Source organism: Actinomadura sp. B10D3, assembly GCF_039871695.1.
GTDB lineage: Bacteria > Actinomycetota > Actinomycetes > Streptosporangiales > Streptosporangiaceae > Spirillospora > Spirillospora madurae.
Genome location: NZ_JBDPLY010000016.1, coordinates 26,499 through 49,443, shown reverse-complemented (window position 1 = coordinate 49,443; position 22,945 = coordinate 26,499). Strand labels below are relative to the sequence as shown.

Sequence of the window (22,945 nt, the reverse complement as noted above, 5' to 3'; positions counted from 1 at the left end):
AGTGCGATGCCGGCCAGCCTTTAGGCCGATGTCGCGCCGACCCAAGTTCCCCGCACGAACGACTTTCGTCCACGGCGGCCCCACCATCCGTGGCCGCGCGGCCCGGGCATTGTGGCCGTCAAGCCAGGCCATACGGTTTGATCGGATATTTGCCGGTGATCTGGCTAAAAACAACAGAAACCCCCCAGGACGGTGACGGCATGGCCGGTGGCCCTGCGCTGGTGCACGCTCTACGAACGGCCGCGGCGGCCCTCGCGCTCGCGGTGCCCCTCGCCACGGCGGGCTGCGAAGGCAGCGTCGGGCTCTCCGAGACCGGCGCCCCGCCGTCCGGCGGCGCCCCGAAGTCCGGCGACGCGGCCCGCGCCCGCAAGGACCTCGCCGGTCTGCGCGTCGCGTCCGAGCGCGACGGCGGCGGCTACGAGCGCGACAAGTTCGGCACGCGCTGGAAGGACACCGACCGCAACGGCTGCGACCAGCGCAACGACGTCCTCGCCCGCGACCTGGCGAAGGTCGAGAAGAAGGGCGATTGCGTCGTCCTCGCCGGCCGCCTGGAGGACCCCTACAGCGGCAAGACGATCACCTTCGAGAAGAAGGACGCCGCCGAAGTCCAGATCGACCACGTCTACCCGCTCGCCCTCGCGTGGCGCATGGGCGCGTCCCGCTGGAGCGAGGACCGCCGCGAGCAGTTCGCCAACGACCACGCCAACCTCCTCGCCGTCTGGGGCGTACCGAACCGCCAGAAAGGCGACTCAGGCCCCGGCGAGTGGAAGCCCCAGAAGGCCTTCCAGTGCACCTACGCGATCAAGTACATAGCGATCGCCCGCAAATACACCCTCCCCATAACCCGCCCCGACCACAACGCCCTCCAAGACTTCCTCGGACGCTGTTAGCCCAGGGGGTGAGCCCCTGGAACCCCGGTCACGACGGGCATGCGCGTAATGATGGTTGGGGGCACCCCTGGACGGGCCGGGAAATATGCTCGGGGCATGACTAGTGAACCGGAGCGGCTCGACGGCGAGGGTGGAGACGGCGGTAAGGACGCCAAGGACGGGCGGCCGCGGGTGCGGACCGAGCGGGGGGTCGGCGCACGGGCCACGGGGGCCGAGGTGACCGGGGCCTCCGCCACCGGGGTGGCGTTGCGCGCGGGCAACGGGCTCGGGTCGCTGGCGCTCGGGGCGATGGCGGTCGGCGCGGTCGCCGTCGGGGCGGTCGCGATCGGCAAGCTCGTCGTGAAGCGGGCGGTGATCGCCCATCTGGAGGCGGGGACCGTCGAGATCAGGCACCTGAAGGTCGGGCGCCTGGAGATCGACGAACGCTAACCGAGGGCCGCCTTCACCACACCCGCGAGGTGCTCGGCCACCGACCGGGCCTGGGCCTCGGAGGCGGCCTCGACCATCACCCGGACCATCGGCTCGGTGCCGCTCGGCCGGATGAGGACGCGGCCGGTCTCGCCGAGGCCGGCCTCGGCGACGGCGACCGCCTCGGCCAGTTCCGGGGACGACTTCGCGCGGGTCTTGTCGACGTCCTTGACGTTGATGAGGACCTGCGGCAGCCGCGTCATCACCTTGGTCAGCTCGTCCAGCGGCTGCCCGCGGCGGACCATCGCGGCGAGCAGGTGCAGGCCGGTGAGGACGCCGTCGCCGGTGGTGGCGTGGTCCAGCATGATGACGTGGCCGGACTGCTCGCCGCCGAAGCCGAAGCCGCCCTCCTTCATCGCCTCCAGGACGTACCGGTCGCCGACCGCGGTCTGCACGACGGTGATGCCCGCCTGCTGCATCGCGAGCTTGAACCCGAGGTTCGACATGACGGTCGCGACGACGGTGTCGGCGGCGAGGGCGCCCGCCTCGCGCAGGTCGAGGGCCAGGATCGCCATGATCTGGTCGCCGTCCACGATCTCGCCGGACGCGGTCACGGCCAGGCAGCGGTCCGCGTCGCCGTCGTTGGCGATGCCGGCGTCCGCGCCGTGCTCCCGGACGGCCTTCTGCAGCGCCTCCAGGTGGGTGGAGCCGCAGCCGGAGTTGATGTTCAGCCCGTCCGGGGCCGTGCCGATCGTGATCACCTCGGCACCGGCGCGGCGCAGCGCCTCGGGGGCCACGTCGCTGGACGCGCCGTTCGCGCAGTCGACCACGACGCGCAGGCCGTCCAGCGACACCGGGACCGTCGAGAGCAGGTGCGCCACGTACTGCTCGACCGCGCCGTGCGCCTCGCGGACGCGGCCGACGCCCGCGCCGGTCGGCGGCTCCCACGCCTCGCCGAGGCGCGCCTCGATCCGGTCCTCGATCTCGTCGGGGAGCTTGTGGCCGCTGCGGTCGAAGAACTTGATGCCGTTGTCGGGGGCCGGGTTGTGCGACGCCGACAGCATCACGCCGATGTCGGCGTCCAGCTCGTGCGTCAGGTGCGCGACCGCGGGCGTCGGCAGGACGCCGAGCCGCAGGACGTCCACCCCGGAGCTGGCGAGGCCCGCCACGACGGCCGCCTCCAGGAACTCGCCGGAGGCGCGCGGGTCGCGGCCGACCACCGCGACCGGCCGGTGCCCCTTGAACGCGCCCTGCTCGCCCAGCACCCGCGCCGCCGCGACGGACAGGTCCATGACCAGGGGGGCGGTGAGGTCGCGGTTGGCGAGCCCGCGCACGCCGTCGGTTCCGAAGAGACGAGCCACTGTTCAACTCCCGATCAGAGAGGGGCACCCCGGAAAAGCGGACGAGCCGCCGCACCCGGTGCGCCGGCCACGCGGGGCCGGCCGCGGAGAAGCCACGGGGTGCGACGGCTCGTGCCGTCGATCAACGCTTGCTGTACTGCGGAGCCTTGCGGGCCTTCTTGAGGCCGGCCTTCTTGCGCTCCGGAACCCGCGCGTCGCGGGTGAGGAAACCGGCCTTCTTCAGCGCCGGGCGGTGCTCGATGTTCGCGAACTGCAGCGCGCGGGAGATGCCGAGGCGCAGCGCACCGGCCTGGCCGGTGGTGCCGCCGCCGTTGACGCGGGCGAGCACGTCGAACTGGCCCTCCAGGCCCAGCAGCACGAACGGCTCGTTCACGATCTGCTGGTGCACCTTGTTCGGGAAGTACTGGTCCAGGGTGCGGCCGTTGATCTTCCACTGGCCGCTGCCGGGGACGATCCGGACCCGCGCGATGGCCTGCTTGCGGCGCCCGGTACCGGCGGCGGGGCCGGTCGCGACCGGCTGGCCGAGGTAGCTCTCGCCGGCGGCCTCGGGGGTCTCGGTGCTGTACTCGGACGGCGCGTCCTCGTACGACTCGGTCTCGGCGGCCTGGTCGGCGCCGGTGATGTCGTCCACGGTTCTCCTTGGGGTGTTCTAGCCAGGGCGGCTGGCCCGTCGTCGCGGGTGCCCCGGCGGCCTCATGTCGCGGTGCGCGCGATCGGCTCGCGCGCGGGTGTCACTTCTTGATCTGGCTGATCTGGGTGATCTCGAACGGGACCGGCTTCTGCGCCTGGTGCGGGTGGTCCGGGCCGGCGTAGACCTTCACCTTGCCGAACATCTTCCGGCCGAGGGAGTTCTTGGGCAGCATGCCCTTGATCGCCTTCTCGACGGCCCGCTCGGGGTGCTTGGCGAGCAGGTCGGCGTAGTTCTGCGAGCGGAGGCCGCCCGGGTATCCGGAGTGCCGGTACGCCTTCTTCTGCTCCAGCTTGTTGCCGGACAGCGCCACCTTCTCGGCGTTCACGATGACGACGAAGTCACCGGTGTCGAGGTGAGGCGCGTAGATCGGCTTGTGCTTACCCCGAAGCAGCTGCGCGACATGACTGGCGAGACGGCCCAGCACGACATCGGTCGCGTCGATGACGTACCACTGACGCTGGACGTCAGCGGGCTTAGGGGTGTACGTGCGCACGGTCGTAAGCCTTCGTTTCTCGTCGACTTCTGAGCGGTTTCGATCCTCCGCCCGCCCTCACGGGCGAGCGCCACAGCGGAATCCTGCTCGCGCCGATCAGAGGATCATTCCGACCTGGCGCTCCGGGAGGCCGGGCCCCGCACGGCGCCGCGAGAGGCGCATGATCGGGAACACCGGCACGTCGTCGCGTCTCCCCTCGCCCGTACGGGCAGGCGTCAACGCATACAACAAACACGCAGGATACTCGGCCGCGCGCGTGCGGGTCAAAACAAGGCGCCCTGACGGCATCGGCCGCGTCCACCATTGTCGCGCACTCCGACATTTCTCTCGAATCGGAACCGTCAGCGCCCCACTGATCACGGAATGTAGTGATTTTGATCTTTCTGGGGGGATCTTCGTAACTGGGGGTTGATATCGGGATATGGTGCCGGGCGACCGGTCCACGCCGGCGCGAGCCGGCCCGCACCCGGGAGCCCCCGCTGTCCACTCCCCGCAGACCAGGCGAACACTCCGGACGCCGCAGTCCCGGCCACGGGCGCGAGCGTCCCGCACCGCACGGCGCCGCCGCGCGCGGCGCTTCCGCCCCCCGCGACGAGCTCGTCGCCGGCGCCCCGCGCCGTTCCCGCTCCGGCCCGCCGCCCGGCGGGCGACGCCCGTCCGGCGACGGCTCGGGCCGACCCCCGGGACGCAAGCGCCGCGGCAAGAGCGCGAGCGGGATCGTGGTGGCCGTCACCGCGTCCGCCCTCGCGATCGGCATCGGCGTCGCGATCGACCGGCTCGTCCTGCCCGAGCTCCGCTCGGAGAAGACCGCCGCGTCCGGGCCCAAGAAGGACCCCTCGACCGTGTCCCTGCCGGGACCGCAGAGCGACCCGCCGGCCGGAACCGGGAACGGGTCCGGCACGGGCGCCGGCGGCGGCGAGGGCTCGCCGAGCGCGGCGCCGTCGCCGACCACGGCGGAGCCGACGCCGCCGCTGAAGCCGATCCACCCGCGGACGACCGCCAAGGCGAAGCCGTCCAGGTCCGACGCGCCGTCGGGGTCGGGCTCGCCGTCGTCCGGCGGCGGCTCCGCGGGCGGCACCGGCGGCTCGTCGAGCACCGAGACCGCCGTGGTGACGCTGACCAACGCCGAGCGCGCGAAGGCCGGCTGCAAGGCGCTGCGCATCGACCAGCGGCTCGTCGTCGCGGCCCGCAAGCACTCCGCGGACATGGCGGCCAAAAACTACTTCGACCACACGTCCCGCAACGGCGACAGCCCGTGGAAGCGGATGGAGGACGCCGGCTACCCCAGCCCCGGCGCGGAGAACATCGCCAAGGGCTACCCGACCGCCGCGGCCGTCGTGAAAGGCTGGATGAACAGCCCCGGGCACCGGGCCAACATCCTCAACTGCGGCCTGCGCGCCATCGGGGTCGGGAAGGCCTCGGGCCCCGGCGGGCCGCTGTGGACGCAGGACTTCGGCTGGAAGTGACCCGCCGCGTTCCTCGCGGTCATGACCTTCGGGAAATCACCGGCGTCCGGTTCGCCCCCATGTCATGGTGGGTGTCTCGAAGGTCCAGAGCCCTGAACGAGGAACGGTAAGGTCCACACCATGGGTTATCCGGGCGATCAAGGCAAACCCGGCGACTGGCCTCCGCGGCAGTCGCCGCACGCGCCGTACGGACCCGGAGCCGAAGCGCCGCCGTACGGCCACGACAACGACGAATCCCCCTTCGCACCGCGCCCCGACGCCCCGCGCGACGAGGCACCGGGCGCGAGGCCGTTCGGGCAGGAGCCGTTCGGCCAGGACGCGTTCGGGCAAGAGCCGTCCGGGCAGGAGCCCTTCGGGCAGCCGTCCGGCAACGAGCCGTTCGGCGGGTCGCCCGCCGGCGACACCGCCGCGTGGTCCGACCAGCCGCCCGCGTGGGGCGACGAGCCCGTCGCGGGCAACGCGGCCGGCCAGGACCCCTCCGGCGCCTACGAGGGCCCGCCGCCACCGGGCCCGTCCGGCGGCCCCGGTGGCGGGCCCGTCCCGCCCGAGCGCCGCCGCAACCTCCCGCTGATCATCGGCGGCGCGGCGGTCGCCGGGATCCTCCTGATCGGCGGCGGCGTCGGGCTGTCGTCGGTGCTCAAGGGCGACGACAAGTCGGACAAGAAGCCGGCCGGCGCCGCCTCCAAGCAGCCCCAGGCGACGCCGAGCCCCACCAAGCCCGTCCTCGCGCCGGTGAAACTGCAGAGCCGCACCACCGACCCTTCGCCGCTGACCCTCAAGGAGGTCTTCGGCAAGAGCAAGTTCACCGCGGGCGGCCACAAGTACGTCCGCACGGCCGCCAACTCGCAGAAGAACTGCACCGGCGTCGTCGGCGGCACGACCCTGGAGAAGACCCTCAAGAAGGGGCGCTGCACGCAGGCGCTCCGCGCCACCTACGCGCTCAGCACCGGAGCCCTCATCGGGACGGTGGGCGTCTTCAACCTGGAGAACGAGAACGCGGCCAGACTGGCCGTCAAGGCCGCGGGCGGCAAGGACGCCTTCCTCCAGGCGCTGCCCGGCAAGGGCGTCTCGAAGACCAACGGCAAGGGCGAGGCGCTCGGCACCTCGCAGGCGCGCGGCCACTACCTCATCATGACGTGGGTACAGCGGCCGGACGGCAAGAAGATTGCGACCAAGTACCATGCCGCCGTCCGGGTCTTCGGCACGCAGATGGTCAAGGGCAGCAACCTGGCCCTGGCCCTGCACTACAGGGAAACCGAAGGCAAGCCCCTCCAAAAGTGACCTGGTTGAATACCCTCTCTGCTTATGTCTGGACCTAGAGACACCCGGGAGACCGCCGAGGACGCGGGCACGGCCGCCGTCCCCGCCGACGCGGCCCCGCCCAGTTTCGGCGGTGCGGCTCCCCCCGCCGACGCGGTCGCCGAGGAGGCGCCGCCGGCGGAGACCGCCTCCCTCAAGCTCCCCGCCTTCGGCCTGGAGGCCCCCTGGTGGGCCGCCGAGTCCGCGGACACCTCCCCGCCGGAGGACGACGACCCGCAGGACGCGGAGGCGCGGCCGGAACCGGTGGCCGAGGACGAGCCCGATGTCCCGCAGCCCGAGTCCCCGCAGCCCGAGACCGAGCCGGCCCCGGCCGCCGCGGTCGCGCTCGGGACGCTGGTCGCCGGCGAGGGCGTCCCGAGCGTCGACTCGCGCCGGGCCGTCCCCGCCGAGCCGATCGTCAAGCCCCCGGTCTCCCCGGACGACACCGACCCGGACGGCTTCGCTCCCATCCAGCCGGACGACGAGAACCCGTCCGAAGACCCCCAGGACGAGGTGTCCGAGGACGCCGCCGACGAGGGCGGCCAGGACGACGCCACCGCGGAGAGCGAGACACCGCGGGCCGAGACCATCACGGAAGAAGCCCTGGAACGAGCCGCGGACGTCACCGTCGTGGACGCCCCCGTCGTGGACGAGGTCGCGGAGGAGCCCTCCGCGCCCGTCTCGGCGTTCGAGAAGGCCAAGAAGGCCGAGGACGCGGCACCCCTGTCCCCGGTGCTCGTCCCGGACGCGATCCTTCCGCCCGGCTTCGTCCCGCCCACCGGCAGCGGCCCGTTCCCCAACACCGAGCCCGGCGAGGGCACCGCGCCGACCGCCGAGCAGCCCGCGGTGATCACGCCGGTCTACCACGCCGAGGGCGGCGTCCCGAACGACACCCCGCCACCGCCCGGACGCCCCCCGCGGGACCCCGCGGGCCACGGCGCGAACAAGCGCCGGACCCTGCTGATCGGCGGCGGCGCGGCGGCCATCCTCGCCGCGGCGGCCGCCCTGTTCCTCGTCGGCGGGAAGGGTGCGAGCGAAGGCGGCGGAAAGAAGCAGACCGCCGAGCCGCCGCCGGTGTCGCAGTCCACCCCGCCCGCCACGCCGTCCCCCGGCGGTGGCGGCGGCGCCACGCCGGCGTCCCGCATCGACAACGAGAGGACCGACCCCGGCGACCTCGCGTTCCATGACATCTTCCCGGCCGCGACCCTGCGGCTCGGCGGCCGGACCTTCACCCGCGACCGCTGGTCCCTCAACCGGGACGTCGCGTACGCGGCCCGCGGCTCGATGCTCGCCACCCTCAAGCGGGAGAAGTGCCGCAAGATCGTCCGCGCGACGTACATCGACCCGCGCAGCAAGCTCGCCGTCACCTCCGGCATCGCGGTGATGCCGACGAAGGCGGCGGCGCTCACCGTGAGCAAGGCGGGCGACCCCGCCAAGTACGAGTGGTTCCGCGGCATGGCGGGCAAGCGCTCCCCGGACATCGACCGGGCCGGCGGGTACGCGGCGGCGACCGTCCGCGGCCGGTACGTCGCCTACGCCTACGTGCAGTGGGCGAACGGCAGGACGGCCGAGCCCGGCGATCCGACGATCAAGAAGATCGCGCAGCAGTTCCTCGACCACGACCTGCGGCCGATCATGGAACGTGCCGGGGGCTGACCCGCGGACGCCCGCGGGTCAGCCGCCCTGCCGGGGCGCGGCCCCGCCGGACGGGGCGGGCTGCTCCGCGGCCGCCGCGGCGGCGGTGGCGTTCAGCGTCCGGACCCGGCGGGTCTCCTGGGCGCGGCGGGCCAGGCTGTCGTCGTCCGGGTAGCGGATCTCCTCCAGGCACAGGCCGTGCGCCGGCGCGACGTTCACCCCCGAGTCGCGGACGCGGGCGGCGAGCACCTGCGCGGGCCACTCGGCCTCGCGCCGCCCGTCCCCGACCATGAGCAGGGCGCCGACGAGCGCGCGGACCATCGAGTGGCAGAACGCGTCGGCCTCCACGGTCGCGAGCACCAGGTGCGGGTCGCGGTCGTCGCGGGCCCACTCGTACCGCAGCAGCTCGCGGATCGTCGTCGCGCCCTCCCGTTTCCGGCAGTACGCGGCGAAGTCGTTCTCCCCCACCAGCAGGCGCGCGGCCTCGTTCATCCGGGCGAGGTTCAGCGGGCGCGGGTGCCACAGCACGTCGTGGCGGCGCAGCGGATCCACCCCGACCGGGTTGTCGCACACCCGGTACACGTAGCGGCGGGACAGCGCGGAGAAGCGCGCGTCGAACCCCTCGGGCGCGACCGACACGCGCCACACCCGCACGTCCGGCGGCAGCAGCCCGGCGAGCCGGCGCGGCATCGTCCCGTTGATCGCCGAGTAGGCGGCCACCGGGACGACCAGGTGGGCGACCTGGCCGCGGGCGTGGACGCCGGCGTCGGTGCGTCCCGCGACGGTGAGCATGGGAGGCGGGTCCAGGCGCAGCATCCGCGCCAGCGCGTCCTCGATGACGCCCTGGACGGTCCGCTGGTTCGGCTGCCTCGCCCAGCCCGCGAAGTCCGACCCGTCGTAGCCGATGTCGAGCCGGAGTCGTACCAGAGCGGTCATGTCAGCCGTATCGTCCCTCTGCACCGTGCGTCCGTTCCCCCCGATGATCCGCGTCCACCGGGCACTTCCCTGACACGCCCCCCGCTTAACCGCCGCCCGCCTGCCATGACCATGAGATCAAGTCTGGCAAAGTTCAGGCCCGCCGTCCCGAAGGAAACGGCGGGCCCTCACGAATGTCGAGCAAACGCTCGCCTAGGTCGCGCGGAGAACTACTCCTTGCCCTCGGCCTTGGCGTCGTCCTTGGCGTCCTCGGCTTCCGCCTCGGCCTTCGCGTCCGCGGCCTCGGGCTCGTCGGCGCCGGCCTTGCTGAGGGTGACCTCGCCCTCGGCGGGCAGGTCCTCCTCGGCGACCTTGGGCGTGTCGGCCTTGCCGGTGGACGCGGCCAGCTGCTCCTGCACCAGCTCGATCACGGCCATCGGGGCGTTGTCGCCCTTCCGCGGGCCGATCTTGGTGATGCGGGTGTAGCCGCCGGGACGGTTCTCGAAGCGCGGCGCGATCTCGGTGAAGAGCTCGTGGAGCACACCCTTGTCGCGGATCGTCCGGGCCACGAGGCGGCGGTTGTGCAGGTCGCCCTTCTTGGCCTTGGTGATCAGCTTCTCCGCCAGCGGGCGGACACGGCGGGCCTTGGCCTCGGTGGTGGTGATGCGGCCGTGCTCGAACAGCGCCGTGGCCAGGTTCGCCAGAATCAGCTTCTGGTGAGCCGCGCTACCGCCGAGGCGGGCGCCCTTGGTGGGCTGGGGCATGGTGCTTCCTTCCTGCGCCGGCCGTATCAGGTACCGGCGTCAGCTGGTTCCGGGCCGGCCGGGGAGCGCGCCCCCGGCCGCCGGAATCGGGTGTCAGTACTGCTCGGTCTCGGCGTAGCTCTGGTCGTCGTCGGTGTAGGAGTCCGCCGCCGCGCTCGGGTCGAACCCGGGCGGGGAGTCCTTCAGCGACAGGCCCATGTCGTTGAGCTTCTGCTTGACCTCTTCGATCGACTTGGCGCCGAAGTTCCTGATGTCGAGCAGGTCCTGCTCGGAGCGGGCCACGAGCTCGCCCACCGAGTGGATGCCCTCGCGCTTCAGGCAGTTGTAGGAGCGGACCGTCAGGTTCAGCTCCTCGATCGGCAGGGCCAGGTCCGCGGCGAGCGCGGCGTCCGTCGGGGACGGGCCCATGTCGATGCCCTCGGCCTCGACGTTGAGCTCCCGGGCCAGCCCGAACAGCTCGACGAGGGTCTTGCCGGCGGAGGCGACCGCGTCGCGCGGCAGCATCGCCTGCTTGGTCTCCACGTCCAGGATGAGGCGGTCGAAGTCGGTGCGCTGCTCGACTCGGGTGGCCTCGACCTTGTAGGTGACCTTGAGCACGGGCGAGTAGATGGAGTCGATCGGGATCCGGCCGATCTCCTGGCCCGGCTGCTTGTTCTGCGCGGCGGAGACGTAGCCGCGGCCGCGCTCGACCGTCAGCTCCATCTCCAGCTTGGCCTTGTTGTTCAGCGTGGCGATGTGCAGGTCGGGGTTGTGGACCTCGACGCCCGCGGGCGGCGCGATGTCGGCCGCGGTGACCTCGCCCGGCCCCTGCTTGCGCAGGTACATGACCACGGGCTCGTCGTGCTCGGACGAGACGACGAGCTCCTTGAGGTTCAGGATGATGTCGGTGACGTCCTCCTTGACGCCCGGCACGGTGGAGAACTCGTGCAGGACGCCCTCGATCCGGATGCTGGTGACGGCCGCACCGGGAATCGAGGAGAGCAGGGTACGGCGCAGCGAGTTGCCGATCGTGTAGCCGAAGCCCGGCTCCAGCGGCTCGATGGTGAACCGCGACCGGTACTCGTCGACCTGCTCTTCGGTGAGAGTGGGACGCTGAGCGATGAGCATGGTGATGCCTTCTTTCCGCGGTGCCCGCTATTTGACTACCGCGTTCGAGAGTGTTCCCCGTTCCGCCGGGATCCCACCCGGGGATCCCGGCGGAACGGCGTGAGCCCTACTTGGAGTAGAGCTCGACGATCAGCTGCTCCTGGACGGGAGCGTCGATCTGCTGCCGGACGGGCAGCGAGTGCACGAGGATCCGCATCTTCTCGCCGTCCACCCCGAGCCACGCCGGGACCTGCCGCTCGCCGACCTCGGCCTTGGCGACCTGGAACGGCGTCATCTCGGCCGACTTGGGCTTGACGTCGATGATGTCGGCCTCGCTCACGAGGGCCGACGGGATGTTGACCTTCTTGCCGTTGACCCGGATGTGGCCGTGCCGGATGAGCTGGCGGGCCATGTCGCGGGACTTGGCGAAGCCGCCCCGGTAGACGACGTTGTCGAGCCGCCGCTCCAGCAGCGTGAGCAGGTTGTCGCCCGTCTTGCCCTGCTGGCGGTTCGCCTCGACGTAGTAGTTGTGGAACTGCTTCTCCAGCACGCCGTAGATGCGGCGAGCCTTCTGCTTCTCGCGGAGCTGCAGCAGGTACTCGGTCTCCTTGGGCCGGCCGCGTCCGTGCTCACCCGGCGGGTAGGGACGGATCTCGATCGGGCACTTCGGGCCCTCGCACTTGCTGCCCTTGAGGAACAGCTTCATCTTCTCGCGGCGGCAGAGCTTGCAGTCCGCACCGGTGTAACGAGCCATTGTTCTAGATCTCCCCCTGCCTCAGACCCGGCCGGCCAGCACAGTGGCGGGCGGTGCCGCCTGCGCAGCTTCCAGATTGCTCTTCACGGGTCAGACCCTCCGGCGCTTCGGCGGGCGGCAGCCGTTGTGCGGAACGGGCGTGACGTCCTGGATCGAGCCCACCTCGAGGCCGGTCGCCTGCAGCGACCGGATGGCGGTCTCGCGGCCCGAGCCCGGGCCCTTCACGAAGACGTCGACCTTGCGCATGCCGTGCTCCATCGCGCGCCGGGCGGCGGCCTCGGCGGCCTGCTGCGCGGCGAACGGGGTGGACTTGCGCGAGCCCTTGAACCCGACGTGGCCCGAGGAGGCCCAGGAGATCACGTTGCCGTTGGGGTCGGTGATCGAGACGATCGTGTTGTTGAACGTGCTCTTGATGTGGGCGTGCCCGTGAGCGACGTTCTTCTTCTCCTTGCGGCGCACCTTCTTGGCGCCGACACGGCTTTTAGGAGGCATTCTGCTCTCTCTACTCTGAGGTCATCGATCCGGAGGACCGACTCCGGACTACTTCTTGCCGGCCTTCTTCTTGCCGGCCACGGTCTTCTTCTTGCCCTTGCGGGTACGCGCGTTGGTCTGCGTGCGCTGACCGTGCACCGGAAGCCCGCGGCGGTGCCGGATGCCCTGGTAGCACCCGATCTCGATCTTGCGGCGGATGTCCGCCTGGACCTCGCGGCGAAGATCACCCTCGATCTTGTAGTTCGCCTCGATCCAGTCGCGGAGCGTGACCAGCTCGTCGTCGCCGAGCTGGTGCACGCGCAGGTCGCCGCTGATGCCGGTGCCCGCGAGGGTCTCCAGCGCCCGCGTCCGGCCGATGCCGAAGATGTAGGTGAGAGCGACCTCGAGGCGCTTGTCGCGCGGGAGGTCGACGCCGAGGAGGCGTGCCATGTGGGCAGTCCCTTCATTCTCCCGGAGGTATGGACGCGTCGCCTCCGCACACACCCTGCCCGGGTGGCGGCCCCGGCCTCCGGAGATCCGGGGGTACTCCTCCACACGACGGTGCCGTACGACCCCGGAAGGGGTTCGTACGGCCCGGTGCGAAGGCTGCGATGCGCTTGCTGTGGTTGAGCGTCAGCCCTGACGCTGCTTGTGGCGCGGGTCGGAGCAGATCACCATGACCCGGCCGTGCCGGCGGATGACGCGGCACTTGTTGCAGATCTTCTTGACGCTCGGCTTGACCTTCACTGGGTCTCCTAGGAATCAGGGTCACCCCCGCGCCGCCACGCACGGGGAAGGCAACCCCAGTGGGATTTACTTGTAGCGGTAGACGATCCGACCGCGCGTGAGGTCGTAGGGGCTCAACTCCACAACGACGCGGTCGTCCGGCAGGATCCGGATGTAGTGCATCCGCATCTTGCCGCTGATGTGGGCGAGCACCTTGTGCCCGTTGTCGAGCTCCACCCGGAACATGGCGTTCGGGAGGGACTCGATCACGGTGCCCTCGATCTCGATGGCCCCTTCTTTCTTGGGCATGTCCTCCGCGCTTCGCTGATCGGCTCATTGGACGCGGCCCGGCTCTCCAGGGGAGAATCGGCCGCAACCCGCACCGCGACGCGGAAGCGTCAGGGAAGGGGAATCAGGCGGCCGGCAACGGACCGACAAAGGAGTCTACGTCAACCGGCCGCCCAATGCGAAATCAACGCATGATACGGGTCCGGAGACTCCTCCCGACCCAAGCATACATCGCGTACGCGTTGTACCTTTCCAGGAGAGAGACGTCCGAGGAGGATCAGCATGCCGAGCTATGACTTCGCGCTGATCCTCAGTCGTCCCCTCTACGAGGAGGAGCTGGACCCGCTGTTCGACCGCACGCACGGCGCGGTCACGGTGTCGATCATCAGCGAGCCCCACCACGCAGACCGTCCTTCAGCCCCCACCCGCCACCATCCGATCGACGAGCCCCGCTCGGCGGAACGTCTGGGCAACGCCTCCTGCTCCTGGTCCGGCTCCACCCTCGCCGCGGCGATCATGGAGGTGGTGGGGCATGTGGAGGAGAGCGCGCCCGGCCTGCACGTCCTGCAGGTGGAGGCCGACCCGCTGCTGACGATCCGCGACATCGCCGAGCGGGTCGGTCGGTCCCTGGACTCGGTCCGGCACGCGATCACCGGGGCCCGCGGCGCCACCGGCTTCCCGTCCTCGGAGATGTCGACCGCCGGCCACCGGCTGTGGCGCTGGTCCAAGGTCGCCGCCTGGTACGACCTCGACGACCCGCAGCTGGTGGAGGCCAGGCCGACCGTCCAGGCCATCAACGGCTGGCTCGCGCTGCGCGACGTCGTCCCCGACGTGGCCCCGGCCCCCGAAGAGGTGACCTCGGCCCTGTCCTTGGTGATCCCCCACGTGGCGTAGTCGGGGGACGTGGGGGGCGTCCCCCCACAATGAACTCGCCAGACCCTTGAGACGTCCTGAAAGGCTCACTCCCGGGGCGCGAGAGATGCCCGTAATGTCGTTTTTACATGGGCGAGTCGACAGTCCGGGCGGCTGAGCGCGAAGATCGTCTCGGGGTGGGGCCGGGGGTGCCCGGGGTGTGGGTCCGTGATGTGTTGGGGCAAGGGGGAAGAGGGGATCGATGGCGATCATCGCGCAGCTGAGCGACATCCACCTGGCGGCCGGACGGGACGGCGAGGTGGACGACGCCTCCGGTCCGGTGCGCGCCCTGCGGGCCGCCGTGTCGAGCCTGCTGTCGCTGCCCGCGCGGCCCGACGCCGTCGTCCTCACCGGTGACCTGGCCGACGCCGGGCGGCCCGCCGAGTACGCCCGGCTGCACGCGCTGCTGTCGCCGCTGCCGATGGCCGTCTACCCCATGTGCGGCAACCACGACGACCGCGACGCGATGCGCAAGGCGTTCGGCGACCACCCGGCCGTGTCCGGCACCGCGACCGGGCCCGGGGCTCCCCTCCAGTACGCCGCCGACGTCGCGGGCGCCCGGCTCGTCTGCTGCGACACCACCGTCGACGGCCACCCCCACGGGCACATGAGCGAGGAGCGCCTCGCCTGGCTGGACGCGACCCTCTCTGCGGCCCCCGACACCCCCACGGTCATCGCCACCCACCACCCGCCCTACCCCATCGGGATGCGGTTCATCGACGACCTGCGGTTCGTCGACCCGGCCGGGTTCGCCTCCGTCATCTCCCGGCACCCGCAGGTCGTGCGGATCATCTCCGGGCACGTCCACCGCGCGTCCGTCGGATCGCTCGCCGGGACGGTCAGCACGACCTGCCCGAGCACCTACCGGCAGCTGTTCCTCGACCTCACCAAGCAGGGCCGCGCCGCCGTCACGGGCGAGCCCGCCGGGTTCGCCGTCCACCTCATCGGCGAGGACGGCACCGCCACCACGCACTTCGCCCCGACCGGGAACTACCGGCCGCTGATGGACGTGGAGTGAGCCGTCAGCCGCTCCCCGACCGGCCGCCGAGGATCGTGCGCAGCAGCAGGGCCGCGCCCCACGGGCCCGCCACCCAGATCCACCACGGGTAGACCGCGTCCCCCGTCGCCAGCATGACGGCCAGCCAGATCGTGAAGTTGATCCCGCTGACCACCGCCCAGGCGCCCCAAGCGCGGGCGCCGGTCAGGTCGAGGTCGCGGGACGGGGCCCGCGCCGGGGAGGTGGTGCTCTTCGGCTGCGACGCCGGGACGGGAAGCTGGTAGAGGTCCTCCTCCGGCAGGTCGGCCGTGACCTCCTGGAGCTGACCGAGGGTCTTCGCCGCGTACACCGACTCCAGCCGCTCCTGCAGCTCGTCCATCGTGATCCGGCCGAGCGCGCAGTGCTCGCGCAGGCTCGCCGCGACCCGGTCGCGGTCGGCGTCCGAGGCCCGGATGTCAGGGTTCGGCGCCATCATTCCTCCCGCACCTTCAGGACGAGCCGTCCGTTCCATTCTGCTGCGGCGACGCGAGCTTGGCGAACCGTTCGCGCCCCTCGTCGAGAGCGGTCAGGACGCGGGGACCGTCCTCGGTGACCGCGAAGGTGTGCTCGAAGTGCGCCGAGGACCGCCCGTCGGTCGTCACGACCGTCCAGCCGTCGTCCAGCTCGGCGGTCTCCTTCGTGCCGAGGTTCACCATCGGCTCCACCGCGAAGCACATCCCCGGCTCCAGGACGGGCCCGTGCCCCGGCGCGCCGTGGTTCGGGATCAGCGGGTCCATGTGCATCTCGGTACCGATGCCGTGGCCCCCGTACCCCTCCACGATCCCGTAGCGGCCCTGAGAGCGGATGTAAGCCTCGATCGCGTGCGACATGTCCGTGAGCCGCGCCCCGGCCGTCCCGGCCGCGAGACCGCGCCACAGGGACGTCTCGGTGACCTCCAGCAGCCGCCGCTCCGCCTCGGTGATCTCGCCGACCGGGACCGTGATCGCCGCGTCGCCGTGCCAGCCCTCGACGATCGCGCCGCAGTCGATCGAGATGATGTCGCCGTCCCGCAGCACCTTGTCCGCCCGCGGGATGCCGTGCACGATCTCCTCGTTGATCGAGGCGCAGATCGTGCCGGTGAAGCCGTGGTAGCCCTTGAACGACGGGACGCCGCCGTTGTCGCGGATGTGCCGCTCGGCGAGGGCGTCCAGGTCGAGGGTGGTGATCCCCGGCTTGACCGCCTCGCGCAGCAGCTCCAGCGTCCGGCCGACGAGCAGGCCCGCCGCGCGCATCAGCTCGATCTGCTCCGCGGTCTTCATCTGGATCGCGGGCCTACGCCGTCTGAACATCGCTCGCCGCCGTCACCTCTCCAGCGGGCGCAGCGCGGTCAGGGCGCGCTTGGTGACCTCTTCCACGGGCCCGGTCGCGTCGATGCCGACGAGGATGTTCTCGTCGGCGTAGAACTGCACCAGCGGGGCCGTGTCGTGCCGGTAGACCTCCAGGCGGTGCATGACGACCTCTTCCTTGTCGTCGTCGCGCTGGAACAGGTGGCCGCCGCAGTCGTCGCAGATGTCGTCCTGCTTGTCGTCGAAGTCGACGTGCCAGATCCGGCCGCACCGGTCGCAGGTGCGCCGCCCCGACAGCCGGCGGACGACCTCGTCCTCATCGACGACGAGCTCCAGCACGATGTCGAGGCGGGCGTCCCACTCGGCGAGGATCTTCTTCAGCGTCTCGGCCTGCGGGACGTTGCGCGGGAACCCGTCCAGCAGGAACCCGTCGCGGGCGTCGTCCTCGGCGAGCCGGTCGCGGACCATCGCGATCGTCACCTCGTCCGGGACGAGGTCGCCGCGGTCCATGTACTGCTTGGCCTGCCGGCCGAGCTCGGTGCCGCCGCTGACGTTCGCGCGGAAGATGTCACCTGTCGATATCTTCGGGACCGACAGATGAGATGCGATGAACTGGGCCTGCGTCCCCTTGCCCGCTCCCGGGGGGCCCACCAGCACGATACGCACTACCGGAGGAAGCCCTCGTAGTTGCGCTGCTGCAGCTGACTCTCGATCTGCTTCACTGTATCCAGTCCGACGCCGACGACGATGAGGATGCTCGCGCCGCCGAACGGGAAGTCGTTGGTGGCGTTCAGGAGTGCGAACGCGACCATCGGGATCAGGGACACGAGCCCCAGGTACAGAGCACCGGGTGTGGTGATCCTGGTCAGCACGAAGTCGAGGTATTCGGCGGTCGGCCGACCAGGACGGATACCTGGGATGAATCCACCATACTTCTTCATGTTGTCGGCGACTTCAGTGGGGTTGAAGGTGATCGCCACGTAGAAGTACGTGAAGAAGATGATGAAGACGAAGAAGATCGCCATGTGCCAGGCGTTGTCCTGCTGCAGGTACGGCTGGACCTTCTGCAGCCACTTGGTGTCGGGCCACAGCTGCGTCGCCAGCACCGGCAGGTAGAGCAGCGACGACGCGAAGATGATCGGGATGATGCCGGCCTGGTTCACCTTCAGCGGGATGTAGGTGGACGTCCCGCCGTACATGCGCCGGCCCACCATCCGCTTGGCGTACTGGACGGGGATGCGCCGCTGCGCCTGCTCGACGAACACGACGCCCGCCATGATCGCCAGGCCGACGAGGATCACGACCGCGAAGACGAAACCGTTCTTGGCCTTGTAGATGCTCCAGAACTGGGCCGGGAAGACCGCCACGACCTGCGTGAAGATCAGGATCGACATGCCGTTGCCGACGCCGCGGTCGGTGACCAGCTCGCCCAGCCACATGATGACGGTCGTGCCCGCCACCATGCAGATCACCATGGTGAGGATCGGGAAGATGCCCGTCTCGTACAGGATGTCGTCGCTGCCCGACACACCCTGGAAGAGCTGCCCGGTGCTCGCCATCGCCACGATGCCGGTGGCCTGCAGGATCGCCAGCCCGACCGTCAGGTAGCGCGTGTACTGCGTGATCTTCGTGGTGCCGGCCTGGCCCTCCTTCTTCAGGGCCTCCAGGCGCGGGATCACCACCGTCAGCAGCTGCAGGATGATGCTCGCCGTGATGTACGGCATGATTCCCAGCGCGAACACCGACAGTTTCAGCAGCGCGCCGCCGCTGAACAGGTCGACGAGTCCGTAGAGCTGGTTGCTCTCCTTGGCCGCGTCGGCGGTCTCCTTCAGCACCTTCACGTTGACGTTCGGCGTGGGCAGGATCGAGCCGATCCGGAACACCACGATCATCATCAACGTGAAGAACAACTTTTTACGCAGGTCAGGCGTACGGAAAGCCCGAGCGAACGCGGTCAGCACCATTCCTCCTGCGCGACTGGCGAATTCATGGCCGCCGAGGGGCCGGTTACAGGTCCATGAGGTCGGGCGGAGGATACCCGCTGAGAAACCCGAGTGTGGAATCTCACGCGGTCACCTTCGCCCGTGTGACTCTAACAGCAGATGACACCGGGGCCGTCTCGCCCATCCCGGCGGCCTCGCGGCCCCGGGCATTGGACGAGAACGGCCCCGGCATCAACGGTGTTCCTTCTTACAGCTCGTCGGCGGTACCGCCGGCGGCGGCGATCTTCTCCTTGGCGGAGCCGGAGAAGGCGTGCGCCTTCACCTGGACCGCGACGGAGATGTCGCCGGTGCCGAGGACCTTGACCGGACGGCCGCGGCGCACCGCGCCCTTGGCCGCCAGGTCCTCCGCCGTGACCTCGCCGCCCTCCGGGTAGAGCGCGGCGAGCTTGTCCAGGTTCACGACCTGGAACTCGACCCGGTTCGGGTTCTTGAAGCCCTTGAGCTTCGGAACCCGGCGGATCAGCGGCATCTGCCCGCCCTCGAAACCGACGGGGACGGTGCTGCGGGCCTTCGTGCCCTTGGTGCCGCGGCCCGCGGTCTTGCCCTTGGACGCCTCGCCGCGGCCCTTGCGGGTCTTGGCCTTGTTGGCGCCGGGGGCCGGACGCAGGTCGTGGACCTTGAGCGGGGTGCCCTCGGTGTCCTTGCCGAGATCAGCCGCCATGTCAGTCGACCTCCTCGACGGTGACCAGGTGCGCCACCGTCCGGATCATGCCGAGCACCTCGGGGCGGTCCTCCCGGACCACGCTCTGCCCGATCTTCTTCAGGCCGAGGGTGCGCAGCGTGTCACGCTGGTTCTGCTTCTCGCTGATCACGGACTTGGTCTGCGTGATCTTCAGGTTGCTCATGACGCCGCGGCCTCCGCCCTGGGCTCGCTGCCCGCGGCACGCGCGCGCAGCATGGCGGCCGGGGCGACGTCCTCGATCGGCAGGCCGCGCTTGGCCGCGATCTCCTCGGGACGCTTGAGCGCCTTCAGACCCGCGATCGTCGCGTGCACGATGTTGATCGCGTTGTCGCTGCCGAGCGACTTGCTGAGCACGTCGTGGATGCCGGCGCACTCCAGCACCGCGCGCACCGGGCCGCCGGCGATGACGCCGGTACCGGGGCTGGCCGGACGCAGCAGGACCTCGCCCGCGGCGTCCCGCGCCTGCACCAGGTGCGGGATGGTGCCCTGGATCCGCGGCACCTTGAAGAAGTGCTTCTTGGCCTCCTCGACGCCCTTGGCGATCGCCGCGGGCACCTCCTTGGCCTTGCCGTAGCCGACGCCGACGGTGCCGTTGCCGTCACCGACGATCACCAGGGCGGTGAAGCTGAAGCGACGCCCGCCCTTGACGACCTTGGCGACACGGTTGATCGCCACGACCTTCTCGATGTACGACTGGCCCTTGTCGGCGCCACCGCGGCGGTCGTCGCGGCGATCGCGACGGTCGCCACCCTGACCGCCGCCACGCCTCTGCGCTGCCATCAGTGGTTCCTTCCGTTGACCGTGTGCAGGGCCGTCACAGTTCCAGGCCCCCTTCGCGCGCACCCTCCGCGACGGCGGCGATGCGGCCGTGGTACTTGTTGCCACCGCGGTCGAACACGACCGCGGAGACGCCCGCCTGCTTGGCCCGCGCGGCGACGAGCTCGCCGACCCTGCGGGACTTGGCGGTCTTGTCGCCGGAGTCGGCGCGCAGGTCCGCCTCCATCGTCGACGCGCTGGCCAGCGTGTGGCCCTTCCCATCGTCGATGACCTGGACGAACACGTGCCTGCTGGAGCGGGTCACGACCAGGCGAGGCCGCGTGGCGGTGCCCACGACCTTCTTGCGGACCCGCAGGTGCCGGCGCTTGCGGGACTTGGCCCGCGCCGACGTGGCCTTGCCGGCCAGGGTCTTGGTGCCTGCCATGACTACTTACCAGCCTTTCCGACCTTGCGGCGGATCTGCTCGCCCTCGTAGCGCACGCCCTTGCCCTTGTACGGGTCGGGCTTGCGCAGCTTGCGGATGCGGGCGGCGATCTCACCGACGAGCTGCTTGTCGATGCCCTCGACGGTGAGCTGCGTCGGCCTCTCCACCGTGAGGGTGATGCCCTCCGGGGCCTCGAACGGGATCGGGTGGCTGTAGCCGAGCGAGAACTCGACGTTCTTGCCCTTGGCGACCACCCGGTAGCCGACGCCCTGGATGACCAGGGTCTTCTTGTAGCCGTCGGTGACCCCGACGACCATGTTGTTGATCAGCGTCCGGGTGAGCCCGTGCAGGCCGCGCACCCGGTTGATGTCGTTCGGCCGGGTGACGACGATCGTGCCGTCCTCCTGGCTGACCTCGATGGGCTCCGCGACGGTGTGCGAGAGCGTGCCCTTCGGCCCCTTGACGGTGACCTCGCGGCCGTCGAGCTTGACCTCGACACCGCTCGGCACGGTGATGGGGAGTCGTCCGATGCGAGACATTGTTAGAGCCCTCCCCTCACCAGACGTAGGCGAGGACTTCCCCGCCCACGCCGCGCTTGCCCGCCTGCCGGTCGGTCATCAGGCCGGAGGACGTCGAGATGATCGCGACGCCCAGCCCGCCCAGAACCTTTGGCAGGTTGTCCTTCTTCGCGTACACGCGCAGACCCGGCTTCGAGACGCGCTTGATGCCGGCGATCGACCGCTCGCGGGTCGGGCCGAACTTCAGCTCGATCACGAGCTTCTTGCCGACCTCGGCGTCCTCCACGGTCCAGCCCGAGATGTAGCCCTCCTGCTGGAGGATCTCGGCGATGTGCGCCTTGATCTTCGAGTACGGCATCGACACGGAGTCGTGGTATGCCGAATTCGCGTTCCGCAGACGCGTCAGCATGTCTGCGATCGGGTCGGTCATCGTCATGGCCTACTGGCCCTCCCTCGCCACGGTTTCCTCGGGTGATGGAGCCCGTGGACCTTTGGCGCGGTCGTGGACGCCCTCTCGGGCGCCCGGTTGGTCATTCATTACAGGCCGGCGTCCGCCGCCCCCGGGGCCGTCCCCCGGGGGCCGCGGTCACCAGCTGGACTTCGTGATGCCGGGCAGCTCACCGCGGTGGGCCATCTCCCGGAAGCACACGCGGCACAGGCCGAACTTCCGGTAGACGGAGCGCGGACGCCCGCAGCGCGAGCACCGAGTGTACGCGCGCACGCCGAACTTCGGCTTCCGCGCCGACTTGGCGATCAGCGACTTCTTCGCCATGCTCAGCTCTCCTTGAAGGGGAAGCCCAGGAGCTTGAGCAGCGCCCGGCCCTCGTCGTCGGTCTTCGCGGACGTCACGACCGTGATGTCCATGCCCCGCGTCCGGTCGACCTTGTCCGGGTCGACCTCGTGGAACATGACCTGCTCGGTCAGCCCGAAGGTGTAGTTGCCGTTCCCGTCGAACTGGCGCGGCGACAGGCCGCGGAAGTCGCGGATGCGGGGCAGCGCGGTCGCCAGCAGCCGGTCCAGGAACTCCCACATGCGGTCGCCGCGCAGCGTGGCGTGCGCGCCGATCGGCATCCCCTCGCGCAGCTTGAACTGCGCGATGGACTTGCGGGCCCGGTTCACCGCCGGCTTCTGGCCGGTGATGACCGACAGGTCGCGGATCGCGCCCTCGATCAGCTTGGCGTCCTTGGCCGCGTCGCCGACGCCCATGTTGACCACGATCTTGGTCAGCGTGGGGATCTGCATGACGTTGGCGTAGCCGAACTGCTCGCGCATCTTGCCCGCGATCTCCTCGCGGTAGCGCAGCTTGAGCCTCGGCTGGGGGACGGGACGCTCGGTAACGGTCTCGGTCATCGGTCTCAGATCTCCTTACCGCTACGGCGCGAGATCCGAACCTTCGTGCCGTCCTCGTTGATGCGGTAACCGACCCGTACCGGCTTGCCGTCCTCGACGATCGCGACGTTGCTGACGTGCAGCGGCGCCTCGACCGTGACGCGACCGCTCTCCTTGCCGGCACGCTGCTGGTCGGCCTTGATGTTCTTGGTGATGAGGTTGACGCCCTCGACGACGACCCGCTCCTCGCGGGGGATGACGCGCAGGACCTTGCCCGTCGCGCCCTTGTCCTTGCCGGCGAGGACGATGACCTCGTCGCCCTTGCGGATCTTCATCAGAGCACCTCCGGCGCGAGCGAGATGATGCGCATGAACTTCTTCTCGCGCAGTTCGCGGCCCACCGGCCCGAAGATGCGGGTGCCGCGGGGGTCCCCGCCGTCCTTGATGAGGACCGCGGCGTTCTCGTCGAAGCGGATGTAGGAGCCGTCCGGGCGCCGGCGCTCCTTGCGGGTGCGCACGACGACCGCCTTGACGACGTCACCCTTCTTCACGCCGGCGCCGGGAAGGGCGTCCTTCACCGTCGCGACGATGATGTCGCCGACTCCCGCGTAGCGCCGACCCGAGCCGCCGAGAACCCGGATGCAAAGGATCTCCTTCGCACCCGTGTTGTCGGCGACCTTGAGTCGCGACTCCTGCTGGATCACGTTGACTCCTGTTCGTCACACCGGTTCT

32 protein-coding genes are annotated in these 22,945 nt (G+C 70.4%); 7 read left to right on the top strand and 25 right to left on the bottom strand.

Translation table 11 applies throughout. The annotated features are described in order from the left end of the window. The first annotated feature begins 200 nt into the window (after nucleotides 1-200). Nucleotides 201-890, top strand: coding sequence for an HNH endonuclease family protein (locus ABGB11_RS23540; protein WP_347636061.1), 690 nt, complete (start codon nucleotides 201-203; stop codon nucleotides 888-890). A 96-nt stretch (nucleotides 891-986) separates the two neighbouring features. Next, complete coding sequence (locus ABGB11_RS23535) at nucleotides 987-1,319, top strand: hypothetical protein (protein WP_347636060.1); 333 nt, start codon at nucleotides 987-989, stop codon at nucleotides 1,317-1,319. Here ABGB11_RS23535 and glmM read toward each other — a convergent pair. The 3 genes from glmM to rplM all read right to left on the bottom strand — a co-directional run bounded on the left by glmM (nucleotide 1,316) and on the right by rplM (nucleotide 3,843). After that, complete coding sequence (gene glmM / locus ABGB11_RS23530) at nucleotides 1,316-2,659, bottom strand: phosphoglucosamine mutase (RefSeq protein ID WP_347636058.1); 1,344 nt, start codon at nucleotides 2,657-2,659, stop codon at nucleotides 1,316-1,318. The genes ABGB11_RS23535 and glmM overlap by 4 nt on opposite strands. 121 nt (nucleotides 2,660-2,780) lie before the next feature. Beyond that, nucleotides 2,781-3,290: a 30S ribosomal protein S9 gene (gene rpsI / locus ABGB11_RS23525; protein ID WP_347636057.1), complete on the bottom strand. Its 510-nt coding sequence runs from the start codon at nucleotides 3,288-3,290 to the stop codon at nucleotides 2,781-2,783. Nucleotides 3,291-3,390: 100 nt separating this feature from the next. Next, on the bottom strand, nucleotides 3,391-3,843 hold the full coding sequence (rplM, locus tag ABGB11_RS23520; protein ID WP_347636056.1) for a 50S ribosomal protein L13: 453 nt from the start codon (nucleotides 3,841-3,843) through the stop codon (nucleotides 3,391-3,393). A gap of 722 nt (nucleotides 3,844-4,565) precedes the next feature. Here rplM and ABGB11_RS23515 point away from each other — a divergent pair. The 3 genes from ABGB11_RS23515 to ABGB11_RS23505 all read left to right on the top strand — a co-directional run bounded on the left by ABGB11_RS23515 (nucleotide 4,566) and on the right by ABGB11_RS23505 (nucleotide 8,264). Continuing rightward, complete coding sequence (locus tag ABGB11_RS23515) at nucleotides 4,566-5,309, top strand: CAP domain-containing protein (protein ID WP_347636054.1); 744 nt, start codon at nucleotides 4,566-4,568, stop codon at nucleotides 5,307-5,309. Between the two features lie 120 nt (nucleotides 5,310-5,429). Beyond that, nucleotides 5,430-6,590 carry a hypothetical protein gene (locus ABGB11_RS23510; RefSeq protein WP_347636053.1) on the top strand — a complete coding sequence of 387 codons (1,161 nt, stop codon included), beginning with the start codon at nucleotides 5,430-5,432 and terminating at the stop codon, nucleotides 6,588-6,590. Nucleotides 6,591-6,614: 24 nt separating this feature from the next. Continuing rightward, the gene (locus ABGB11_RS23505; protein WP_347636052.1) at nucleotides 6,615-8,264 is read left to right on the top strand and encodes a hypothetical protein; all 1,650 of its coding nucleotides are present in this window, start codon (nucleotides 6,615-6,617) and stop codon (nucleotides 8,262-8,264) included. An 18-nt stretch (nucleotides 8,265-8,282) separates the two neighbouring features. On the opposite strand, the gene truA is transcribed toward ABGB11_RS23505, so the two are convergent. From truA to infA, 8 genes are all read right to left on the bottom strand, one after another. After that, nucleotides 8,283-9,179: a tRNA pseudouridine(38-40) synthase TruA gene (gene truA / locus ABGB11_RS23500; protein ID WP_347636050.1), complete on the bottom strand. Its 897-nt coding sequence runs from the start codon at nucleotides 9,177-9,179 to the stop codon at nucleotides 8,283-8,285. A 209-nt stretch (nucleotides 9,180-9,388) separates the two neighbouring features. After that, nucleotides 9,389-9,922 (bottom strand): 50S ribosomal protein L17, encoded by a 534-nt coding sequence (gene rplQ, locus ABGB11_RS23495; RefSeq protein ID WP_347636049.1) that lies wholly within the window; start codon nucleotides 9,920-9,922, stop codon nucleotides 9,389-9,391. A gap of 93 nt (nucleotides 9,923-10,015) precedes the next feature. Continuing rightward, nucleotides 10,016-11,029 (bottom strand): DNA-directed RNA polymerase subunit alpha, encoded by a 1,014-nt coding sequence (locus tag ABGB11_RS23490; RefSeq protein WP_250360001.1) that lies wholly within the window; start codon nucleotides 11,027-11,029, stop codon nucleotides 10,016-10,018. Between the two features lie 106 nt (nucleotides 11,030-11,135). After that, nucleotides 11,136-11,762, bottom strand: a complete 627-nt coding sequence (gene rpsD / locus ABGB11_RS23485) for a 30S ribosomal protein S4 (protein WP_347636048.1) — start codon at nucleotides 11,760-11,762, stop codon at nucleotides 11,136-11,138. 90 nt (nucleotides 11,763-11,852) lie between these two features. After that, nucleotides 11,853-12,254, bottom strand: a complete 402-nt coding sequence (gene rpsK, locus ABGB11_RS23480; protein ID WP_021596710.1) for a 30S ribosomal protein S11 — start codon at nucleotides 12,252-12,254, stop codon at nucleotides 11,853-11,855. Nucleotides 12,255-12,302: 48 nt separating this feature from the next. Continuing rightward, nucleotides 12,303-12,683, bottom strand: a complete 381-nt coding sequence (rpsM, locus tag ABGB11_RS23475; RefSeq protein WP_347636046.1) for a 30S ribosomal protein S13 — start codon at nucleotides 12,681-12,683, stop codon at nucleotides 12,303-12,305. Nucleotides 12,684-12,866: 183 nt separating this feature from the next. Further along, nucleotides 12,867-12,980, bottom strand: a complete 114-nt coding sequence (rpmJ, locus tag ABGB11_RS23470; RefSeq protein ID WP_021596712.1) for a 50S ribosomal protein L36 — start codon at nucleotides 12,978-12,980, stop codon at nucleotides 12,867-12,869. A gap of 66 nt (nucleotides 12,981-13,046) precedes the next feature. Beyond that, nucleotides 13,047-13,268 (bottom strand): translation initiation factor IF-1, encoded by a 222-nt coding sequence (gene infA, locus ABGB11_RS23465; protein WP_018657567.1) that lies wholly within the window; start codon nucleotides 13,266-13,268, stop codon nucleotides 13,047-13,049. A gap of 261 nt (nucleotides 13,269-13,529) precedes the next feature. Here infA and ABGB11_RS23460 point away from each other — a divergent pair, with 261 nt between their 5' ends. After that, the gene (locus tag ABGB11_RS23460) at nucleotides 13,530-14,141 is read left to right on the top strand and encodes a hypothetical protein (RefSeq protein WP_347636044.1); all 612 of its coding nucleotides are present in this window, start codon (nucleotides 13,530-13,532) and stop codon (nucleotides 14,139-14,141) included. A 220-nt stretch (nucleotides 14,142-14,361) separates the two neighbouring features. After that, nucleotides 14,362-15,177 (top strand): phosphodiesterase, encoded by an 816-nt coding sequence (locus ABGB11_RS23455; protein WP_347636043.1) that lies wholly within the window; start codon nucleotides 14,362-14,364, stop codon nucleotides 15,175-15,177. Between the two features lie 4 nt (nucleotides 15,178-15,181). Here ABGB11_RS23455 and ABGB11_RS23450 read toward each other — a convergent pair whose 3' ends face one another. The 14 genes from ABGB11_RS23450 to rplN all read right to left on the bottom strand — a co-directional run bounded on the left by ABGB11_RS23450 (nucleotide 15,182) and on the right by rplN (nucleotide 22,917). Further along, nucleotides 15,182-15,631, bottom strand: a complete 450-nt coding sequence (locus ABGB11_RS23450) for a DUF1707 domain-containing protein (RefSeq protein ID WP_347636041.1) — start codon at nucleotides 15,629-15,631, stop codon at nucleotides 15,182-15,184. A 13-nt stretch (nucleotides 15,632-15,644) separates the two neighbouring features. Next, complete coding sequence (gene map / locus ABGB11_RS23445) at nucleotides 15,645-16,484, bottom strand: type I methionyl aminopeptidase (RefSeq protein WP_347636040.1); 840 nt, start codon at nucleotides 16,482-16,484, stop codon at nucleotides 15,645-15,647. A 12-nt stretch (nucleotides 16,485-16,496) separates the two neighbouring features. Further along, the gene (locus ABGB11_RS23440; protein ID WP_347636039.1) at nucleotides 16,497-17,147 is read right to left on the bottom strand and encodes an adenylate kinase; all 651 of its coding nucleotides are present in this window, start codon (nucleotides 17,145-17,147) and stop codon (nucleotides 16,497-16,499) included. Beyond that, on the bottom strand, nucleotides 17,147-18,442 hold the full coding sequence (secY, locus tag ABGB11_RS23435) for a preprotein translocase subunit SecY (protein WP_024934179.1): 1,296 nt from the start codon (nucleotides 18,440-18,442) through the stop codon (nucleotides 17,147-17,149). Before secY ends, ABGB11_RS23440 begins: the two co-directional genes overlap by 1 nt. A gap of 229 nt (nucleotides 18,443-18,671) precedes the next feature. Beyond that, entirely contained in the window at nucleotides 18,672-19,145 is a 474-nt protein-coding gene (gene rplO, locus ABGB11_RS23430; RefSeq protein WP_347636037.1) for a 50S ribosomal protein L15, read from the bottom strand. Between the two features lies 1 nt (nucleotide 19,146). Continuing rightward, a complete protein-coding gene (gene rpmD, locus ABGB11_RS23425) occupies nucleotides 19,147-19,329 on the bottom strand; it encodes a 50S ribosomal protein L30 (protein WP_021596720.1) in 183 nt (60 codons plus the stop codon). Beyond that, nucleotides 19,326-19,949, bottom strand: a complete 624-nt coding sequence (rpsE, locus tag ABGB11_RS23420; protein ID WP_024934180.1) for a 30S ribosomal protein S5 — start codon at nucleotides 19,947-19,949, stop codon at nucleotides 19,326-19,328. Before rpsE ends, rpmD begins: the two co-directional genes overlap by 4 nt. Before the next feature lie 31 nt (nucleotides 19,950-19,980). Beyond that, complete coding sequence (gene rplR / locus ABGB11_RS23415) at nucleotides 19,981-20,367, bottom strand: 50S ribosomal protein L18 (protein ID WP_347636036.1); 387 nt, start codon at nucleotides 20,365-20,367, stop codon at nucleotides 19,981-19,983. Nucleotides 20,368-20,369: 2 nt separating this feature from the next. Next, complete coding sequence (gene rplF, locus ABGB11_RS23410; protein ID WP_347636034.1) at nucleotides 20,370-20,906, bottom strand: 50S ribosomal protein L6; 537 nt, start codon at nucleotides 20,904-20,906, stop codon at nucleotides 20,370-20,372. 16 nt (nucleotides 20,907-20,922) lie between these two features. Continuing rightward, a complete protein-coding gene (gene rpsH, locus ABGB11_RS23405) occupies nucleotides 20,923-21,321 on the bottom strand; it encodes a 30S ribosomal protein S8 (protein WP_347636033.1) in 399 nt (132 codons plus the stop codon). Between the two features lie 150 nt (nucleotides 21,322-21,471). After that, nucleotides 21,472-21,657: a type Z 30S ribosomal protein S14 gene (locus ABGB11_RS23400; protein ID WP_021596725.1), complete on the bottom strand. Its 186-nt coding sequence runs from the start codon at nucleotides 21,655-21,657 to the stop codon at nucleotides 21,472-21,474. Nucleotides 21,658-21,659: 2 nt separating this feature from the next. Beyond that, nucleotides 21,660-22,235 carry a 50S ribosomal protein L5 gene (gene rplE / locus ABGB11_RS23395; RefSeq protein WP_347636031.1) on the bottom strand — a complete coding sequence of 192 codons (576 nt, stop codon included), beginning with the start codon at nucleotides 22,233-22,235 and terminating at the stop codon, nucleotides 21,660-21,662. A 5-nt stretch (nucleotides 22,236-22,240) separates the two neighbouring features. Continuing rightward, nucleotides 22,241-22,549, bottom strand: coding sequence for a 50S ribosomal protein L24 (gene rplX / locus ABGB11_RS23390; protein ID WP_250359996.1), 309 nt, complete (start codon nucleotides 22,547-22,549; stop codon nucleotides 22,241-22,243). Continuing rightward, on the bottom strand, nucleotides 22,549-22,917 hold the full coding sequence (rplN, locus tag ABGB11_RS23385) for a 50S ribosomal protein L14 (RefSeq protein WP_021596728.1): 369 nt from the start codon (nucleotides 22,915-22,917) through the stop codon (nucleotides 22,549-22,551). The genes rplX and rplN overlap by 1 nt, the downstream gene beginning before the upstream one ends. Nucleotides 22,918-22,945 lie beyond the last annotated feature (28 nt).

Coding starts and splice junctions, on each gene's coding strand:
- rpsD (WP_347636048.1), bottom strand. CDS start 11,762: ATGGCTCGTTACACCGGTGCGGACTGCAAGCTCTGCCGCCGCGAGAAG.
- truA (WP_347636050.1), bottom strand. CDS start 9,179: ATGACCGCTCTGGTACGACTCCGGCTCGACATCGGCTACGACGGGTCG.
- ABGB11_RS23535 (WP_347636060.1), top strand. CDS start 987: ATGACTAGTGAACCGGAGCGGCTCGACGGCGAGGGTGGAGACGGCGGT.
- rplX (WP_250359996.1), bottom strand. CDS start 22,549: ATGAAGATCCGCAAGGGCGACGAGGTCATCGTCCTCGCCGGCAAGGAC.
- rpsK (WP_021596710.1), bottom strand. CDS start 12,254: ATGCCTCCTAAAAGCCGTGTCGGCGCCAAGAAGGTGCGCCGCAAGGAG.
- rplR (WP_347636036.1), bottom strand. CDS start 20,367: ATGGCAGGCACCAAGACCCTGGCCGGCAAGGCCACGTCGGCGCGGGCC.
- rpsM (WP_347636046.1), bottom strand. CDS start 12,683: ATGGCACGCCTCCTCGGCGTCGACCTCCCGCGCGACAAGCGCCTCGAG.
- rplQ (WP_347636049.1), bottom strand. CDS start 9,922: ATGCCCCAGCCCACCAAGGGCGCCCGCCTCGGCGGTAGCGCGGCTCAC.
- ABGB11_RS23460 (WP_347636044.1), top strand. CDS start 13,530: ATGCCGAGCTATGACTTCGCGCTGATCCTCAGTCGTCCCCTCTACGAG.
- map (WP_347636040.1), bottom strand. CDS start 16,484: ATGTTCAGACGGCGTAGGCCCGCGATCCAGATGAAGACCGCGGAGCAG.
- infA (WP_018657567.1), bottom strand. CDS start 13,268: ATGCCCAAGAAAGAAGGGGCCATCGAGATCGAGGGCACCGTGATCGAG.
- ABGB11_RS23540 (WP_347636061.1), top strand. CDS start 201: ATGGCCGGTGGCCCTGCGCTGGTGCACGCTCTACGAACGGCCGCGGCG.
- rpmD (WP_021596720.1), bottom strand. CDS start 19,329: ATGAGCAACCTGAAGATCACGCAGACCAAGTCCGTGATCAGCGAGAAG.
- ABGB11_RS23400 (WP_021596725.1), bottom strand. CDS start 21,657: ATGGCGAAGAAGTCGCTGATCGCCAAGTCGGCGCGGAAGCCGAAGTTC.
- ABGB11_RS23490 (WP_250360001.1), bottom strand. CDS start 11,029: ATGCTCATCGCTCAGCGTCCCACTCTCACCGAAGAGCAGGTCGACGAG.
- rpsH (WP_347636033.1), bottom strand. CDS start 21,321: ATGACGATGACCGACCCGATCGCAGACATGCTGACGCGTCTGCGGAAC.
- ABGB11_RS23505 (WP_347636052.1), top strand. CDS start 6,615: ATGTCTGGACCTAGAGACACCCGGGAGACCGCCGAGGACGCGGGCACG.
- rplE (WP_347636031.1), bottom strand. CDS start 22,235: ATGACCGAGACCGTTACCGAGCGTCCCGTCCCCCAGCCGAGGCTCAAG.
- ABGB11_RS23450 (WP_347636041.1), bottom strand. CDS start 15,631: ATGATGGCGCCGAACCCTGACATCCGGGCCTCGGACGCCGACCGCGAC.
- ABGB11_RS23455 (WP_347636043.1), top strand. CDS start 14,362: ATGGCGATCATCGCGCAGCTGAGCGACATCCACCTGGCGGCCGGACGG.
- rplO (WP_347636037.1), bottom strand. CDS start 19,145: ATGGCGGCTGATCTCGGCAAGGACACCGAGGGCACCCCGCTCAAGGTC.
- ABGB11_RS23510 (WP_347636053.1), top strand. CDS start 5,430: ATGGGTTATCCGGGCGATCAAGGCAAACCCGGCGACTGGCCTCCGCGG.
- rplF (WP_347636034.1), bottom strand. CDS start 20,906: ATGTCTCGCATCGGACGACTCCCCATCACCGTGCCGAGCGGTGTCGAG.